Source organism: Acetobacterium wieringae, assembly GCF_001766835.1.
Taxonomy (GTDB): Bacteria; Bacillota; Clostridia; order Eubacteriales; family Eubacteriaceae; genus Acetobacterium; species Acetobacterium wieringae.
This window is the reverse complement of the sequence record NZ_LKEU01000035.1, coordinates 35,490-53,046: the sequence shown is the minus strand read 5'-3', so window position 1 is coordinate 53,046 and position 17,557 is coordinate 35,490. Positions and strand designations below refer to the sequence as shown.

The window sequence follows — 17,557 nt, the reverse complement described above, 5'->3', positions numbered from 1 at the left end:
TTTCTCGGCTCCTTTAAAATCTTAACCTCTATTATATCATAGTTTTTTCAATTTAAAACCATAAAGCACGTTGCCATCCTTAAAATAGTTTGAGTATTGTTTACACCTGTCTCTCCAACGAGGACAGATTGATTTATAAAAGAACCGCCTTTTTAAAGACGGTTAATAAAACACTAAAGCAGTACCGACAATTATTAATCTGATTGTACGCATTGGGGCGGACATGGCAGAGCCTGTCCGATCCCGCGGCGAACAATAGATTAAAATTGGTCGGTACGGTAGCTTACGCGGCAAACCTAAATAAGACGGTCTTTTGTACTTAGCGATCTTCCTTGAAATAGTTCTTGCCGAGCCAGGCCGGTTCTTTTTTGTTGCTGCTCTTGCGCATCGAGGTAAAGATCAACACAAACACCGTTGCCAGGTAAGGCAAAGCGGTAAACAGATAGATCGAAACCGGTAGGTTGTATTGCTGCAACCAGAAGCTGGCAATATCCAGAGCCCCAAAAAAGTAGGCCCCCAGCATCGCCTTCCCAGGATTCCACATGGCAAAGATAACCAATGCCACGGCAATCCAGCCCCGGCCACTGACCACATTAACCGGATAAATACTGATGTAGACCAGCGATAAAAAGGCGCCGCCCAGCCCACAGAGAGCTCCACAAAGAGCAATGTTGAAATACTTGTACTTATCGACCGGGATGCCGCTGGCATCGGCTGCCACCGGGTTTTCTCCGACCATCCGGGTATTTAGTCCCCATTTGGTTTTATAGAGATAAATATATATGGCAACGACTAAAAAATAGGAAAAATAGACATAGACACTCTGATTAAAAAAGATCTGTCCGAGATAAGGAATGTCTCCTAAAATCGGTAGCTTAACTGGAGCAAAAAAAGTGGTAATTGCTTCCGGTACTTTTTTCCCGACAAAGTTCTTACCAAAAAAAGCAGCGAAGCCAACGCCAAAAATACTGAGCGTAAGGCCGGTAACCACCTGATTAGCCTTTAAACTAATCGTCAAAAATCCATAAATCAGGGCTCCGGCAGCACCGGCCAAAGCGGCACAAAGAACCGCCGTATACGGATTACCAAAAGTAAACCCGGCAATAAAGCCAATGACGGCACCCATTTGCATCATCCCCTCGACCCCCAGATTGAGGTGTCCAACTTTTTCCGAAATAATTTCTCCCAGAGTTGCATAAAGCAGGCAGGTTCCGGCTTTAACCGCTGCTGCCAAGAAAAAAACAAATTCCATTTATGCAACCTCACTTTTCGTTTTATCAGAAACCAACCGATACTGCAGGACAAACTCGCTGCCCAAAATAAAGAACAGAATAATCGCCTGAATCATTTCTGCTACTGAACCAGGGATCTGGAAAGCCGTCTGAATATAGGAAGCTCCCTGAAGCAGCACTGCAAAGGCAAAGGAATTGACCACCACAAAGGGAACCTTAAGCCCCGACAGCCAGGCCACAATAATGGCGGTAAAACCCAATCCACCGGTAATTTCAGTTGACAGGGCCCCACTGACTCCAGTGGTTTGCATCATCCCGACCATTCCGCATAAACCACCGCTGACCAGTGCGGCAATGATAATGGTTCTGGTGACATTAATCCCAATGTAGCGGGCGGTGTTTTCACTTTCACCCAACACCGCTATTTCAAAGCCAATTTTAGAACGATTCATAAAATAATACATTGCCAGCACAATGATCACCGCCATCAAAATACTTAAATTAAAGCCACCCGCACTGGGCAGTAAGGCATTTTCCGGAAGATTGGCAATTTTGGGCATCCCGTTGGCCGCCGGATCTTTCCAGAAATCATACTGCAAGGCTGTTACCAGCGTCAGCGCAATGTAGTTGAGCATTAACGTGAACAGGGTTTCATTGGTTCCGAATCGGGCCTTGAAAAAGGCCGGAATCATCAGCCAGACGGCCCCGAACAAAAATGAAACGATGATCATCAGCACGAGCATAACCGGCAACGGCAAATCCGGAAGGAGCCGAACCACCAGGGTGGTTCCCACGGCGCCCATCAGAAACTGTCCCTCGGCACCGATATTCCAAAACCGCATTTTAAATGCCACCAGCACCCCCAGAGACAGAACCAGTAAGGGGACCATCTTTTCAATGGTTGCCGCAAAGCGATAAAGCGAACCAAAGCAGCCCTGGACAATCCCGATATACAACTCAAGCGGATTCGCCCCGGCTACCAGGACAATGATCGACGCCACGGCCAAAGCGGCCAAAACAGCTGATAGCCTGACAATTATTTTTTCCCGAGTTTTCGGAACTTCTTTTTTTACGATATGGAGCATGCTTCTTCTCCTTCACTTCTTACCCCGGACATCATGAGTCCTATGGCTTCTTTGGTGGTTTTTTTAGGATCGACAATTCCGGTGACCCGACCTTCACATAAAACCATGATGCGGTCACACAGACTCATCAGCACATCCAAGTCTTCACCAACATACATGATCGGTTTCATTTTTACTTTTTGTTCATTGAGCAAATCGTAGATAATCTGGGACGATCCTACATCCAACCCTCTGGTGGCATAAGCAGTCACCAGCAGTTTCGGTTCCAATTCAATTTCCCGGCCCAGCAAAACCTTTTGAATATTACCACCCGAAAGCAAACTGACGGCATGATTCTCAATGGCTGGGGTTGATACATTGAGTCGTTCCACCAGGGCTTCGGCCTTATCACGGGAAACTTCCCGGGAAATCCCCAGACCTTTTTTATTGCGGTAGTCTTTCAACAAAACATTATCAATAATATCCATCGAAGAAACCAGCCCCATCCCCAGACGATCCTCCGGCACAAAACTCAGACTAATCCCCATCTGGCTGATTTTCTCAGGATTTTTCCCAACAATGTTTTCACCTTCGAAAATAATTTCTCCCGATTTAATATGATAGAGTCCTGCGATTCCTTCACATAATTCTTTCTGTCCACTACCGGCAATACCAGCTACTCCCAGAATTTCCCCGGCATAAAGATCAAAGCTGACATGATCCAGAATATGAACCTTATTGCGATCGATGGCCGTAATGTCTTTTACTTCCAGGCATTTCTGACCCCGTTCCACCGAAACATATGGCACATTGAGTTCCATTACGTCGCCAACCATCATTCCTGCCAATTCCTGGGGAGTGGTTTCTTCCTTATTCACCGTTTGAATGGTCGTACCTTTGCGCATAATCGTAATCCGGTCACTGATTTCCATGACTTCTTCCAGTTTGTGGGTAATAATAATGACCGAACAACCCGTCGCCACCATTTTTTTGACGATTTCAAAGAGATTATTTATTTCCTGAGGGGTTAATACCGCAGTCGGCTCATCGAGTATTAGAATATCGGCCCCGCGATACAAAACCTTAAAGATCTCCAGACTCTGCTTCTCCGCGACTGACATTTCATAAACCTTTTTATTGGGATTAATATCCATCCCCAATTGATCGATCAATTTCCCCATCTCATCTAAAATCTTTTTCTTATTTAAAAAAGGACTTGTTTTTCGACTACCGGCGGCCACGTTCTCCATGGCTGAAAATACGTCCACCAATTTATAATGCTGCGGCAGCATTCCAATGCCCAAATCCAGCGCAATCTTAGGCGAGCTGATATTGACAGGCTGTCCCTTCACTTCGATCTGTCCTTCATCCGGCATATAAATACCATTTAGAACATTCATCAGTGAACTTTTACCTGCTCCGTTTTCTCCTAATATCGCATGGACCTCTCCCTTTTTTAATGAAAATTCCACATGATCCAGGGCTTTGACCTTGCCAAAAACCTTTGTGATGTTCTCCATTTTTACGACATACTCATTGTTCATGCTTTCACCTTTACTAAAAATAGCGGACAGAGCCCAAAGACTCTGTCCGTTAAACCGTTTTTTACTATTTTAAACTACCAACTACATTGTCTACAAACCAATCCATGCTCAACAGTGCTTCATCGGTCATGGATGTTCCAGCCGGTACTTTTACAGCGCCCGTCTGATCTTTTAACTCACCAGCAAAGATAACCAGCGAACCAGATTTAATTGCTGCTTCAGCCGTTTCAACCTGACCTTTTGCGGTTCCTGGCGCCAGTGCTGTCAGTTCGTCCAACAGGACAATTCCGTCATTCATACCACCCCAGTATTGCTGCGATTTCCAGGTTCCGTCAATTACTGACTGAACTGAATCAGTGTAGTAACCACTGAAATCCCAAAGCGGTGCAGTCATGTAGACTTCCGGCATGGTTGTCGCTGCGCTTAAATCATAACCGATTGATAGCTTACCTGCTTCTTTGGCAGCTTCCATGGTTGCTGTTGAGTCCTGATGTTGTGCAGTTACATCGCAACCTTGTTGAATCAGTGCTTCAGCTGCCGCTTTTTCAACCGTTGGATCATACCAGGTGTTGGTCCAGGAAACATTAACGGTTGCCGCTGGATTTACTGATTTTACACCCAAAGCGAAGGCGTTGATTCCGCGGATAACTTCGGGAATCGGCATAGCCGCAACATAAGCAATTTTATTTGTTTTGGTTGTTAAACCTGCAACAATACCTGACAGATATCGAGGTTCTTCAATTTTTCCAAAGTAAGTTCCTAAATTGTCCGCTGTCATGTAACCTGAACAATGTTCAAATTTTACGTCCGGGAATTCTTTAGCCGCTTCGACCATTCCATCCATGAATCCATAGCTGGTTCCGTAAATGATGGTACATCCTTGGTCAACCATATCTCTGATGGTTGATACAACAGCGCTTTTTTCTTCGGGGACATTTTCTTTAACAATGGTTTCGACTTTGCCACCCATGTTTTCAACCATTTTTGCCCGACCATTGTCATGTGCCTGTGACCAGCCACCATCATCCGCTGGCCCAACGTAGATAAAGCCCACCTTGGTAACCTCATCTTTTTTGGATGTTGATCCCGAACTGCATCCGGCAACGCTTACAACCACTAAAACCAGTGCAAGCATCAATACTCCCAATCTTTTTTTCATTCTCTTCCTCCTATTTTCTAATCTGGTCTAGAACTATTAAGAAAACAGTCCTAGCCACGATAATATTTTAACTAAAAAACAATTAAAATGCAATCTAAAAAAGTTGAATAAATCGACTGGTCGGACCATGTTTTTATTGCACTTACGCGATAAATTCGGTATTATTATACTGTAACCAGGGTGAACCCGATTCTTCACCCTGTTAATAAAGTTGTTTGCAGGTAATTGCAAAATCGTCATCAGCATTGTGTCCAGTTTCGTATAATACAATTTTTACACTATGCAGCAGACAGTTTTATGATCTGTTCGCCTACACGTTACAAAAATATTAGATGAAACTGCATAAAAAGCAATTTTTGCTCGCTATTTTTAAGTTTGCATGTGCCTTGAAACCATTTTGTATTGAAAGGAGTGTCATTTTGAAAAAAGAGAAAAAAAGCAAGAAACCGGAAAGCAAAGAAGTAAAAGATTCGAAGAAAGAGTCCAAGAAGAAAAGTGTAGCTGAAGAAAAAAAAGCAGGTACCGTTCCCAAAAAAGAGAAACTCAACCTGTCAAATCCCGTTTCTCCGGATTCTATTGCTGATCTTGCCGCAGTCAAGCAACTGATGATCGATTCTGCGGTGCTTTACCAGAATATTCTTATTTTGCCCCAAACCTTTACAATCGATGAATCAACCTATTCTCTATATCCTTCCGAACTGAAAGCCCTGGATATGATTGGACAATTTTCTGGTATCAACCTGACCCAATTGGCAAATAAACTGGGGATTTCAAAAAGTGCCATTTCAAAGTGCACCTCCAAACTGCTTGAAAAAGAATTGATCGAAAAAGAAAAATCGCCGCTTAACGTTCGGGAGGTGGTCTTTACCCTGACCCCGAATGGTCAATTTATTTTTAGTCAACTCGAATCCACCAATGCCAAACTGTTCGAGCCCTTTAATCAGTCACTGGCTGAATTCTCAGCTGAGGAGATTAACAATCTTCATCGCCTGTTTGTAACCATCAAGTCCAGTCTGACTGAAGTTATCAATCGTCAGTAATACTACCAGCCACTTGTTTTAGTAAACAAGTGGCTGAATTTTTATAAAGTGATCCGCCTTATAATTCTTCCTGGCGGGCAATTTCTTCCGCATTGCCAAAGGTTTCCCGAGAATATATCTTTTTCTCATAAATTTTAGTCCCCGGTCGTTCCAGTGCCCCCATCAGAAATTGATAATAGGCTCCCGGCGTAACAATGTTACCGGTCGCCGGCTTTTCAAAACCGGTATTCTCAAACAGTGAATCCGCCACCTTGACGCAATTGGTATTCAGCGCGAAATAGGTCTTTAGCGGCCCCTTCTTAAATTTATAAAACCGCGCCCCAGTACCTTTGTAGATAACATCTTCCACACCCGTGTAATCCCCTGGTGCCAGCATTCCCTGCTCTGCCAATTGGGTGTCACAAAACCATTCAAACATATTTTCCTGAAAGCGGCGATAATTCTCCTTAATGATCGCCAGCTCATCATCATCAAAAGCAACTTTAAACGAGATCAGCACTTTCCCATCATGAATAACAGATTCTCGCAAATAGCGATCCTTATCACAGATAAAAAGCACCCCGTCACTCATGGCTCCGCCCAGACGGTAGGAGTGTCCGTCAAAATTCCCGTAAGACAGGGCTTCATTTCCAAAAATCAGATCAACATGCCCAAACGCTTCCATAAATTTTTTGGATAAGTGCACCAGAATTTCCACATTCATAGGATTAATTCCCGCTTTTTCCGGTACCAAAACTTCCTGGGATAATATATAGGCGTTGGCATCTTCAGAAGCGACCTTTGCATCATATTTTCTAATCAGCCCCATCGGTACAAATATTCCCAATAATGATGGCAGCGCAATCCGCATTTTTCGCTGCATCCGCTTTGCCGTCTTGCTCATCTGTTCCTGCGTCTCCCAATCATTAAAAGCATCGAACAGTAACGTCACCCCATACCAGACCAGATAGAGTCCCGATACAATGGCAAAGCTCGCTGTCTGAAAATAACTGTTGATAAGCAGATAAATACCAAAAACAAAATTAAGCACCCCACTGATAAAGTAAAAGCCGAAATTAGGCACCCCATCCCGCCAGTAGGTTACTGCGGAAATTAATTTGGCAATACTATTAATCACCACATAAATTGCAAATACATACGGAATCAGTTCAGCTACAGTCAGCCGGAAATAAAACAAGGCCACCGCAAAACCTAAATTGACCAATGCCCCGATTACAGTCATTCGTTTGCTGCCACCGTGGGATTTAAAAAAGACCGAGACAAGATTAATCAAAGCAAAAATCACCAACGCCGCCATCAACAATACAACCAGTTGTTCCACCGAGGTTCTTGGGTGACTGATCATATATATACCAATTGCCCCAATACCAATACCTGAAAGCGTTCCAATGATTCGCTTCGTTTTTATCTCGTTCATCTTACTACCCCTCTCATCGACTGTATCGTTTTTATTTTTTTGCGATAAACAAAAATGCCTGCTGTTTTTTAGACCTTACTTAATCGCTTCGTCTAATTGATCCCCCGTCACAGTCACTTGATTATCCCGGTTATCGGCCAGAATTCCGAAACTTTCCAGTCTCATTCGCAGCCGTTTTTCACCCATCGCTTCTGCTTCTATTTCATAACTAATAACCCGAATCACCGGTACACAACGATCCAGTTCATTGAGAAAATCAATAAAGGCATCATCATTTCCGGTGCATACCACAACATATTCGCAGCGCGTTAAAATCTTACCATCAGGCCCGATAATCGTCTTTTCGTCGCTGTTTTGAAAATCCTGGTTAATCTGCATCCCCAGATTTTCATCAATTTGGACATCCGCTGCTCCAAACTCCACAGATATCACTCCCACCTTTGCCACTTCAGCCATCCTGCCAATATTCTCATACAAACTGACCGTATCCAACCGTTCCGGCAAACGACTCCGGTTATCGTCCAATTGTTGACTGATCACTCTCAACTCGTTTAAATAGTGCTCTTCGGACATTTTGTCAGGCAGTTCCATATTATAACGTTCTTTTTCTGCCAAAATCAGCTTTTTTTCACAATAACTTTCATATTTAGGGATCACCATTAAAGCCATCAGTATTACAATCACTGCTCCAGCAATTATGCCTTTTTGAATTTTTAGGTTTGTCTGGCGAGTTGTTCTCGTTCCTGAGTTGTTTTCACCGGATTTCCTTGACTTTTTGCTTTTCACCGTTTATACCTCAGCTATTTGAATGTCGAGTGTAAATTCCCATGTTTCTTCCATCGTGATTTTATCAGTCGAAACATCATTTTTTCGAGTGGTACTTACCATATTAATCATTTCAAAAACCGCCAAATTCGCAAGTTTTTCTTTAAACTCAAAAATCTCCTCTTTCTTTTTGGTTTCTCCTGAAATAATCAACCGTCCCTCCTGATAGTCGTAATTCGTCAGAAGCATCCCGGCGGGCAGCACTTTGTTAATTTCTAACATCGTTAGATGTGGCAACGCCTTTCCACTGCTGATTGTTTCTAAAAGCAATTGTCGATGTTCGAGTACCGCTTTTTGCTGGTTAAGATTGGTATAAATAACCTGGTACTCTGCTTTACTCTCAATTAACATTTCAAGTTGCCTGATCTCAGTCTGACAGGATGCCTCAAGAAACGTTAAGATCCCATAAATCACCAAAACACCCAGCAGTGCTCCGATGAAGATTTTTAGACCTTTTGATCGTGTTTTATCGGGCCGCTTCTTTTTAACCGAATTCACTGGTAACAAATTCATTTCATGCTTCAAATCAATTTTTTCCTCCTCTGATCTGCGCATATTTCATCAAACCGCATACGCATGGTGTAATTAAACATAATTGCGCCCGGGAAATTTGTTTGGTAAAAAACAGGCTCTGGTTCGCCTCCAGCAGTTCATCGATTGACTGCACGTCCGTTCCCATTGATTTTGACAGGTATTCCCGAACCCCAGGATGCAGACTCTCGCCTCCCATCAAATAAATAGTTCCATCCCGACCAACTTTTTCGGAGCCCAGCGGGGATATAAAGATCTGCTCGACCGCTTTTATTATTTGCTGCAAATAAACGACCCCATCCCAACCGCTTTCCAATTCGATCTGATTGTTCTCACTAAGGACGTTTCCTTTGTAATGGAAAAGCCGGGTGCTTCTGTTACCAATATCAATAATCAAAGTTGATTGATCGTCCTGTTCAATCAGCAGTGAATCAAATGTATAAAATTGCGGAACGATGGCATTTAAGCTCCGACCATTTTTTTTAAAAAACCGCGTATATCTGGTCAGTTGCGCTTTTTTTATCGCAACGCCCACTACATCTAATGTCTGTTCGTCCATCCCCAGACATTCAAACCATTGGTTCTGAATCCGAGCAACAAAATCAATTCGCCAATGATCCAGATCTTCGGAAGTAAGCAGTTGCATCTGCCAGTAAATTGCGTCTTCCAAATCTGCAAGTGACATCATTGGAAAGGTAAAAGTTGCTACCATCATCTCAGCTTGATTAATTAACAACATTACCTCATCCGTACGTTGATAGCCTTTAAATAATAACCGTAAAAGCTTACTGGTTGCCCGCTTCGTTTCAGGATTTGTTTCAGGCCAAATCTGTTTCGGATTTTTTTCAATGCGAAAATCGATAATTCGGACCGATCCCGAATCATTGACTTCACCTAAAACTATTTTAATCAACGCTTCTCCCCAATCAATGACCCAAAGTCGCTTGCTCTTTTTCAAAGGACTAAACACCCCCTAACATCTTCCAGTTAAACTTTATAATCTGACCTCCCGGTCTCGCCGTCAGATCGGGCTGCAATTCGATTGCACCACTAAAGTTTTTTTGATAATCACGATATTCACTTTTGACCTCCACATAGCGCAGATGATCCGCTGTTTTAAAAACACGAATTTCATAAAATCCACCATTTTCATCAGTTTGCTTCCCGTTTGTTCCCGAATAATTGACATCTCTTTCCAATTCAGCCTGTAAAATCGCCAACGCATTTTTTCCTGTCAAAATCGACAATTGATAATCCTGATTGTGAACATTTGCCTGCAGTTCGGCCATACCCCGGGTTAATGCATAACCTGCGCCCGCTGCCATGAGAGCCACGACCACCAACACCAACGGCAAGACAAAACCATTCTTATTTGTTATGATCATACGAACTCCACCACTCTTCCATGGGAAATGACTGTTTCCCGATAATATACAGCACCCTCAATGGCCAGACTGTACCTGACAATAATTTCCTGATTGGACCCGAGTGACAGTGAAAATGACTGAATGTGATTAAGAAATTGACTGTTACCACCAGACCCAATCGGGGTTAATCCATTTTTGAAAACCTTATAGCGTCTTAAAAATCCGTTACTATAGAGATAATAATTATAATAAAGATCCGGGCTTTCCAGATCCTGAAGATAGATCCGATTGTTTTTATAATAGATTTTTTCTGATTTCAGCACCTGTTTTTGAAAATACAGTGCGATATAGCGTTCGTTATAATACAATTCCTGATTGATTTTGGCCTGATTACTGATTGTATTGATGTAGATCAATCCGGATAACAGCATCCCAAGAACCAGGGAAATTACCATCAATGCAGTCAGTACTTCAATCAGGCTGAATCCCCGGTCATTTTCAGATTTATGGTTACTCATGCTGACTCCAGAAAACCTTAATATGAAACAGCTTATCCATGCTGTTTTTGCCTTTATGAATAATCTCAAGATGATACAAACTGGCTTGACTGTCTTTTCTTAATCCCGCCAGCTCGTAGTCCGGATACTTGCTTTCTAAAATGACCTCAATGGCTTCCTGCTGATCTTCTGTTGATCCGTCTTTTAGCGCAAGACCAATCTCATCAGCAATGCTATTAATTTCAACCGATTGTAAAAAAATGGCTTTTGATACGATTTCTGTTTTTATGACCATTCCATATAGACCCAGAATCATTGCCAGACCAAATCCACATACCGCTATGGCTATAATGGCTTCGATGAGCGTATATCCGCATGATGGTTTGATTAGTTGCCAAATACCCCTTATATGCTTATGGTTCATCTAAATAAATCCTTCCATTTCCCACCTGGACGACGATTTTTCTGACCACACCATTGGCGCCAGTGAGATAGACCGTCCCACCCTGAGATACAGTTCCATGTTCGTAAAGCCTTAATACTGCCGCTCCGGTATAGTCTCCTGTGAAAGTCAAGGTTTCCACGGCAATAAAATCCCGATGACTCACCCCGTTTTTGGTCCAGATCACCTGCATCCCCGAACTTAGAAACCGCACCTGTCGCTGGTATCCATCCATTATTGCCTCATTCTGATACTGAAGCAAAGCGTATAGAATACGATCACACTCGGCATCATAAGCGTTTTGGTTAAACGAACTTCGGCTGGCAAAACCGGTGCCATACAAAAAAACTGTCAACAGTGATAAAACCGCAAGGGATACCAGCAATTCCATCAACGTGTAACCGGCATTCCCCCGCAACTCATTATTATTTATCTCCCTTAATTGGGATGATGTAGTCGTTTCCATAATGAACTGCTAATTACCTGGACTGACTACTAAACTGATCGCTTCTGATGTGGCATCATAACTAAAACTCTTCCCTTTACTCACCGGTTTAAGTTCTGCATTTTTTAGATAGCCAACACGATGTAATTCTGTAACCAGTTCATTAAAGGTATCCACTCCCGTTGGCAGCTCCCCTTTTTCAGCCTGATAAAGCTCAATGGCGCTTTCAACAATGCGGATATTCGCCTGATCTGTCTTTTCCTGAGAATTTGCGAGAACACCGGTAAACCGTGGAATAGCTAAAGCCGCCAATGCCCCTAATATTGCAATCACGACGATCATTTCCATCAGTGTAAACCCGTTAAGATCATTTCGTCTGTGACGCTTCGGCTTGCCATTTGCTTTGCATTTACTTCCCATTTTTATCCCCTATCTCTTTTTACTCGATATTACCACTCTTGGAAAATAAAAAAAAGAGTAAATATTTAGCTTATTTACTCTTTGCACAACATAATCATTACAAATCCCATGCTTTTTTTAAAATCCCAATCCCGTTGTGAATCTGTTCATCGGTGAGCGAACCGTATCCCAGCAAAACCATACTTTTATAATGCTTTGGCAAACCGTGGATAAAATAGGGGGATACTGGATAAACCCGGATCCCCCGGGCCAGGGCCCGGTGATACATTTCTTCTTCTGTAAGGCCATTATCAAGCTGCACCAATAGATGATGACCGGCATTTTCCCCGGTTATTTTGACCTGACTGCCCAGGTTTTTTAATGCATTCATCAAAACAATCCGCTTTCCCTTATAGACTTTCCGCATTTTATTCACGTGTTTTTCAAAAAATCCACTGGCAATAAAGGCTGCAATCATTTTTTGCTCTAAACTGGAAACCGGTGAGCTGATAGCCTCCGCCGTCTCCTGATAGGCCTTTAGCAATTCTTCGGGTAATACCATATAACTGATCCGAAATGACGGAGCGATCGATTTTGAAAAGGTGCCCATATATATCACCCGGCCACTATTGTCAATACTCTGGAGCGACGGTAAGGGCTTTTCATTATAGCGGAATTCGCTGTCGTAATCATCCTCGATTATATAGTTTCCTTCTTCCTGATTGGCAAAATTCAACAGTCGGATACGACGATCGATCGGCATACTCATCCCCAGAGGAAATTGGTGGGAAGGCGTCACATAAATTGCGACATTCGAATAATTTTTCAGCGGTTCAATTTGAATCCCCTTTTCATCGATATCGATGGAAATAACCGGATTACCCATTTTTTCAAAAATATGATAGGCTTTTAGGTAAACCGGATTCTCCAATATCACCGGTTTATTTCGGCCCCATAACAGCCCTAAAATCTGCAGGAGATGATCGGTTCCTGACCCAATGATGATTTGCTCCTCATGGCAGCGCACCCCCCGGGAGTGATAGAGCAAATCCACCAGAGCTTTTCTCAGCTCCAGTTCCCCCTGAATATCGGGTTTGTTTAATAAGTTGTTGTCATCCTCATTAAAAGTCGATTTGAATATTTTCCGAAAGGCATCATAGGGGAAAATCCGCTGATCGATGGCATTGGGAGAAAAATCAATTGTAACCACTTCTGTTTTTTTTATTGTCGCTCTTTTATCCTGAATGCGATTCGCATCTCTCATAAGATAGGTTGCGATCTGACAAACAAAATAACCCCTTTTGGGAATGGCTTCCAGGTAGCCTTCCGCCACCAACTGACTATAGGCTGTATCCACTGTATTCACGCTGACTGCCAGATGACTGGCCAAACTTCGTTTGGACGGAAGCTTCTCGCCATATTTCAAGTTGCCGTCCGTTATTTCCTGCTTGATAAATTCATAAATTTCTGCATATAAAAAGGAACCTTTATTTTTGAATGGTATGGTAAGCATTACTCCTCCTAATCTGAATCCATAGTTTTTTGATTAACTGGGACTTTCCACCGGTTCAATTTTAACATATAATAGACTTAATTTAAACAAGGAGATTCAAATGCAAAATAAACAAAAGCGGGTTGCTGCGATCCATGATATATCCTGTGTCGGCAGATGTTCTCTGACTGTAGCGCTGCCGATTATCTCCGCCGCTGGATTTGATACCAGTGTCTTGCCCACCGCCGTTTTGTCCACCCACACTGGTGGTTTTACGGATTTTACCTATCGGGATTTAACCGCCGACATCCGTCCAATTTCTGATCACTGGCAATCTCTTAAGCTGGAATTTGATGCATTGTATAGCGGTTTTTTAGGCTCCTTCGAACAGATCGATTTGGTTGCCAGTCTCTTTGATCGCTTCCGTACAGAAACAAACCTGATCCTGGTGGATCCGGTAATGGCCGATCACGGCGAGCTGTATTCGATTTATACGCCCGAAATGGCCAATGGAATGACCACCCTTTGCGCCAAAGCGGATATCATCGTTCCCAATCTCACCGAAGCCGCCTTGCTGTTGGATGAACCGTATATTGGTGAAGACTACGATCAAAACTACGTCGAAGGCTTATTACTCCGATTGTCCCAACTGGGTTCCAAAAAAGTGGTGGTCACCGGTATTTCATTTGACCCCTCCAAACTGGGAGCGGCTACCTATGATGCAAAATCCCGTACGTTTGACTACGTCTTTAATGACCGGGTGGCTGATTACTTCCATGGTACCGGGGATATTTTTGGAAGTACGCTACTGGCCGGACTGCTAAGCGGCTTTAATTTACAAGAAGCCACTCAGATCGCCGTGGATTACACCCGGGAGTGTATTCTAAAAACGGTGGAGCTCCAGCAGGAAAAACGTTATGGCGTATGTTTTGAGCGGGCTATTCCTTTTCTGATAAAACGTTTGGGATTATAATTGTAAAAATTAGCTACCATTTTGATAACACTGTTTGGTCTATCGGATATCTATAAAAAATCGGGAGATCATTGATCTCCCGATTTTTTATTCGTCCAGCAGCTCTTCTTGCATCGCTTCGATCTTTTCATTGATCAACTCATAGGGATAACCTCGACCCATTAAACTCTTTTTGATCTGATAAATCAAGACTTTTCCTGCCAGCCCTTTTTGGCGCTGAGTACGCAGATATTTTTGAAAGTCCCGATCCAGCTTTTCTTGCTGCTTTTTTTCTTCCCGAACCAAGTCATCTTCCGATAATCCCATGGATTCGTCAGTTAATTCCAGGTTTTTGATCACTTCCAGAACCATTTCGGTGGGGTAACCCATCCGCCCCAGTTTTTCGTACAGCTTTTTTTTCTGTTGGAATGGCGTTTGACCCTTTAATAGCACCAAGCTTTTTTTTGCCACCATCTCACAACAGAGCATTTCCACTTCTCTGGGAAATAGATCAACCAGTGAAAGCAGTAAATCATCGCCAAGGCCCCGCTTTTTGAGATCCTGAAGCAGTCGTCGGGAACCATAGCAATTCAGCTGTCGATTGTTCTCCAGATAATTTTTCAGATATACTGCATCATCAATATAATGGTATTCATCCAGCTTTTGCATCACCTCAGAAATAATTGTATCCGGGACGTTCTTTTTCTTCAGGTATCCAACCATTTCACTGTTGGTTCGTGACTTAAAAGACAGATATTTTACCGCCAGATCCATTGCTTTTTCCCGAGTTATTTCACCCATCGCACTCCTCCTGCAAAAAAACACCAGCCACAGCTGGTGTTTGGTCGATTTTATTTTAAATGGACTTTTAAGGCTGTTAACATCGTTGCAAAATCCTTTGTTTCCGATAGCGGCACCGTAACTTCCACACATGTTATCCCACTGGTATTTTTGTTGTTACTTAAATTCTTATATGCCGCAATGACACTTTCTGCATCAGTCAATGATGTCATCGTCCCTATTTTTTCGCCATCGACTAAAACAGCTGCGCCGTCTACATAAAGCGCAATACCTTTACTGTTTAAGACATTAACACAGGTATCTAAATCCATGGGATTCTCAACCCGTGCCGGGAGCAGTTCAAAACCATTGCCCAAATGGATATTATCGTAATTGTAACATTCCCTGAGGTTGGTTTCAATTCGGTCAACTGCCGATTTAAAAACACCCGAATTCTGCACATAACCAAGACTTTCGCCATGATAAAAAACTTCAAATCCCTGGGTTTGAGCACTGACAACCCCCACTGATGCTAATATAAATAGTATCATGATGGTGACAATACTACTGCGCTGCCGCTTTCTTTTTCGTTGTATTCGTCGTTTTTCTCTTTCAATCTTTACAGTCTCGTCCATTTATTTACCTCTTGTAGTTATTCGTTACGTTTTTGTTACATAATGATACCATATTCTAATAAATTCTGCAAGATTTTTGGTAAAAAAAAGACACCGTCTTTTGGTGTCTCAGACTGTCATAAAGGATAACCCAGTACCGACAATTGTTAGATCATGTTGTACGCATCGGAGCGGACACGGCATCGCCTGTCCGATTCCGCAGCGTACAACAGATTAACAATTGGTCGGTACGGGAGTTTGCGACAACCTCAGTCACCGTCATTTCGGTGTCTCATGGTTTAAACATAGTCGCCGGTACTGATATTGAAGTAATTGCCAATCGGCTGGGCCTCATCGTTGACCCGTACTTCAAAGTGGACATGATTGGCAGTGGACGATCCGGTCGATCCCATTCCACCAATACGCTGACCCTGGGTAACCGCCTGACCTTCTACGACATCCACCGAACTGAAGTGTCCATAAAGGGTTGAATAGCCGTTACCATGATCAATGATCACACACTTGCCATAACCACCATACCAGCTGGACAAGGTGACCGTTCCTGAGGCCGCTGCATAAATGGCAGTTCCTTCGCTGTTTAAGATATCAACCGCAGCCGCCCGATAATGGTTGCTGTAGTAGCCGCCATCGTAGTCGCGGAGAATTTCTCCTACCCGGCCACTGGCCGGAAGCATAAACTGAGCCTGAGGTGTCTCATTGGCTGGTTCTTCCGCTGGGGTTTCAGCACCTGGAGCTTCAACCACTGGTACCTCAGCAACCGGTTCTTCCGGAATTTCAGCAACCGGTGATGCGGTCGTGTTGTTTTCCTCCGCTGGCGCTTCATTAGCCAGCTCTTCTAACACAGGCGTATCCACCGCCGGTACTTCATCTGCCGGAGGTGTCTCCGTCTGGACATCCTCAACAACAACCTCAGTCATCGGTTCTTCGATAACAGGTACATTTTCAACCGGTACCTCTGTCACGACCGCCGGGACTTCTTCTGTTGGATTTACCGGAGTCTCCGAAGTATGACTCGCAGCCGTATTGGCAGTTGTAATCTCCGGTTCAAGGACTGGTTCGTCTTTAGCAGCCTCAACCGAAGCGGTTTGAAGCGTTTCGGTATCTGTTATGGGTGTTTCCGGAGAAGCTGCAGCTGGTTCCGGATTGTCAACTCGGGCAACTAAAACCTCTGGCTCATTATTCTTATCCTGAGTCCTGATGGCAGTTATGACTTGGGTTACTTCTTCTGTTGTTAAAAAATCCGTTGATCGGGCTGTTCGAATTTCATAATCGCTACCTTCCCGGTTTCTTCGCCCGCTTTTATCCGCACTGGTTTCGCTGACTGCTGCTTCCAGCACTTCCAGACTGTCAACATAGCCAATACTGGTACCTTTGTAAATCACCTCGTAGGCCCGGGTTTGGGCATCAACTGCTCCGGCTCCCACTAATACTAAAAAAGTACAGACCACCACTGCGGAGCCCCGCATTTTAAACAGCCGCCTTTTGTCTTTGTTCAACGTTTCCTCGTGATTGACATGTTCAATCTCTACGAATTCATCATGTTCAACTTGCTTGGTCGACCAATTAAATCGGTATTTTTTAATTCTTGCTCGGACTTTTTCAAAAAAATTCTGAGTTTTTTCCATGCCTCTCCTCCTGTTACAATTTATTTACATTTATGATACCATATGGTTTTATATTTTACAAGTATTTTGTAAGTCAAAACTTTTTTTATTCGCTATGGTATTCGTTTATAA

General features: G+C 43.2%; 19 protein-coding genes. 2 read left to right on the top strand and 17 right to left on the bottom strand.

What is annotated here, in order from left to right; genetic code table 11:
- Positions 1 to 319 precede the first annotated feature (319 nt).
- From ACWI_RS12690 to ACWI_RS12675, 4 genes are all read right to left on the bottom strand, one after another.
- Positions 320 to 1,252 carry an ABC transporter permease gene (locus ACWI_RS12690; protein WP_070371809.1) on the bottom strand — a complete coding sequence of 311 codons (933 nt, stop codon included), beginning with the start codon at positions 1,250 to 1,252 and terminating at the stop codon, positions 320 to 322.
- A complete protein-coding gene (locus tag ACWI_RS12685) occupies positions 1,253 to 2,317 on the bottom strand; it encodes an ABC transporter permease (RefSeq protein ID WP_070371808.1) in 1,065 nt (354 codons plus the stop codon). It abuts the gene before it with no gap.
- The gene (locus ACWI_RS12680; protein WP_070371807.1) at positions 2,302 to 3,840 is read right to left on the bottom strand and encodes an ABC transporter ATP-binding protein; all 1,539 of its coding nucleotides are present in this window, start codon (positions 3,838 to 3,840) and stop codon (positions 2,302 to 2,304) included. Before ACWI_RS12680 ends, ACWI_RS12685 begins: the two co-directional genes overlap by 16 nt.
- A 64-nt stretch (positions 3,841 to 3,904) precedes the next feature.
- On the bottom strand, positions 3,905 to 4,999 hold the full coding sequence (locus ACWI_RS12675) for a BMP family ABC transporter substrate-binding protein (RefSeq protein ID WP_070371806.1): 1,095 nt from the start codon (positions 4,997 to 4,999) through the stop codon (positions 3,905 to 3,907).
- A 419-nt stretch (positions 5,000 to 5,418) separates the two neighbouring features.
- Here ACWI_RS12675 and ACWI_RS12670 point away from each other — a divergent pair, with 419 nt between their 5' ends.
- Positions 5,419 to 6,039 (top strand): MarR family transcriptional regulator, encoded by a 621-nt coding sequence (locus ACWI_RS12670; protein ID WP_070371805.1) that lies wholly within the window; start codon positions 5,419 to 5,421, stop codon positions 6,037 to 6,039.
- Between the two features lie 58 nt (positions 6,040 to 6,097).
- Here ACWI_RS12670 and ACWI_RS12665 read toward each other — a convergent pair whose 3' ends face one another.
- From ACWI_RS12665 to pdxR, 10 genes are all read right to left on the bottom strand, one after another.
- Positions 6,098 to 7,456, bottom strand: a complete 1,359-nt coding sequence (locus ACWI_RS12665) for an HdeD family acid-resistance protein (RefSeq protein WP_070371804.1) — start codon at positions 7,454 to 7,456, stop codon at positions 6,098 to 6,100.
- 75 nt (positions 7,457 to 7,531) lie between these two features.
- Complete coding sequence (locus ACWI_RS12660; RefSeq protein ID WP_070371803.1) at positions 7,532 to 8,242, bottom strand: hypothetical protein; 711 nt, start codon at positions 8,240 to 8,242, stop codon at positions 7,532 to 7,534.
- A 3-nt stretch (positions 8,243 to 8,245) separates the two neighbouring features.
- Positions 8,246 to 8,806, bottom strand: a complete 561-nt coding sequence (locus ACWI_RS12655; RefSeq protein WP_070371802.1) for a PilN domain-containing protein — start codon at positions 8,804 to 8,806, stop codon at positions 8,246 to 8,248.
- 1 nt (position 8,807) lies between these two features.
- Positions 8,808 to 9,770, bottom strand: a complete 963-nt coding sequence (gene pilM / locus ACWI_RS12650; protein WP_070371801.1) for a type IV pilus biogenesis protein PilM — start codon at positions 9,768 to 9,770, stop codon at positions 8,808 to 8,810.
- Between the two features lie 4 nt (positions 9,771 to 9,774).
- The gene (locus ACWI_RS12645; protein WP_070371800.1) at positions 9,775 to 10,197 is read right to left on the bottom strand and encodes a hypothetical protein; all 423 of its coding nucleotides are present in this window, start codon (positions 10,195 to 10,197) and stop codon (positions 9,775 to 9,777) included.
- Positions 10,194 to 10,697: a type II secretion system protein gene (locus ACWI_RS12640; protein ID WP_070371799.1), complete on the bottom strand. Its 504-nt coding sequence runs from the start codon at positions 10,695 to 10,697 to the stop codon at positions 10,194 to 10,196. The genes ACWI_RS12645 and ACWI_RS12640 overlap by 4 nt, the downstream gene beginning before the upstream one ends.
- Entirely contained in the window at positions 10,690 to 11,100 is a 411-nt protein-coding gene (locus ACWI_RS12635) for a type IV pilus modification PilV family protein (protein ID WP_070371798.1), read from the bottom strand. Before ACWI_RS12635 ends, ACWI_RS12640 begins: the two co-directional genes overlap by 8 nt.
- On the bottom strand, positions 11,090 to 11,584 hold the full coding sequence (locus tag ACWI_RS12630) for a prepilin-type N-terminal cleavage/methylation domain-containing protein (RefSeq protein ID WP_084633674.1): 495 nt from the start codon (positions 11,582 to 11,584) through the stop codon (positions 11,090 to 11,092). Before ACWI_RS12630 ends, ACWI_RS12635 begins: the two co-directional genes overlap by 11 nt.
- A 9-nt stretch (positions 11,585 to 11,593) precedes the next feature.
- Positions 11,594 to 11,983, bottom strand: coding sequence for a competence type IV pilus major pilin ComGC (locus tag ACWI_RS12625; RefSeq protein ID WP_070371796.1), 390 nt, complete (start codon positions 11,981 to 11,983; stop codon positions 11,594 to 11,596).
- A 97-nt stretch (positions 11,984 to 12,080) separates the two neighbouring features.
- Entirely contained in the window at positions 12,081 to 13,475 is a 1,395-nt protein-coding gene (gene pdxR, locus ACWI_RS12620) for a MocR-like pyridoxine biosynthesis transcription factor PdxR (protein WP_070371795.1), read from the bottom strand.
- A gap of 100 nt (positions 13,476 to 13,575) precedes the next feature.
- Here pdxR and ACWI_RS12615 point away from each other — a divergent pair, with 100 nt between their 5' ends.
- Positions 13,576 to 14,427 (top strand): pyridoxamine kinase, encoded by an 852-nt coding sequence (locus ACWI_RS12615; protein WP_070371794.1) that lies wholly within the window; start codon positions 13,576 to 13,578, stop codon positions 14,425 to 14,427.
- A gap of 87 nt (positions 14,428 to 14,514) precedes the next feature.
- On the opposite strand, the gene ACWI_RS12610 is transcribed toward ACWI_RS12615, so the two are convergent.
- The 3 genes from ACWI_RS12610 to ACWI_RS19385 all read right to left on the bottom strand — a co-directional run bounded on the left by ACWI_RS12610 (position 14,515) and on the right by ACWI_RS19385 (position 17,446).
- Positions 14,515 to 15,207, bottom strand: a complete 693-nt coding sequence (locus tag ACWI_RS12610) for a regulatory protein RecX (protein WP_070371793.1) — start codon at positions 15,205 to 15,207, stop codon at positions 14,515 to 14,517.
- Between the two features lie 50 nt (positions 15,208 to 15,257).
- The gene (locus tag ACWI_RS12605) at positions 15,258 to 15,821 is read right to left on the bottom strand and encodes a hypothetical protein (protein ID WP_070371792.1); all 564 of its coding nucleotides are present in this window, start codon (positions 15,819 to 15,821) and stop codon (positions 15,258 to 15,260) included.
- A 278-nt stretch (positions 15,822 to 16,099) separates the two neighbouring features.
- Positions 16,100 to 17,446, bottom strand: a complete 1,347-nt coding sequence (locus ACWI_RS19385; protein WP_070371791.1) for a M23 family metallopeptidase — start codon at positions 17,444 to 17,446, stop codon at positions 16,100 to 16,102.
- Positions 17,447 to 17,557: the final 111 nt, after the last annotated feature.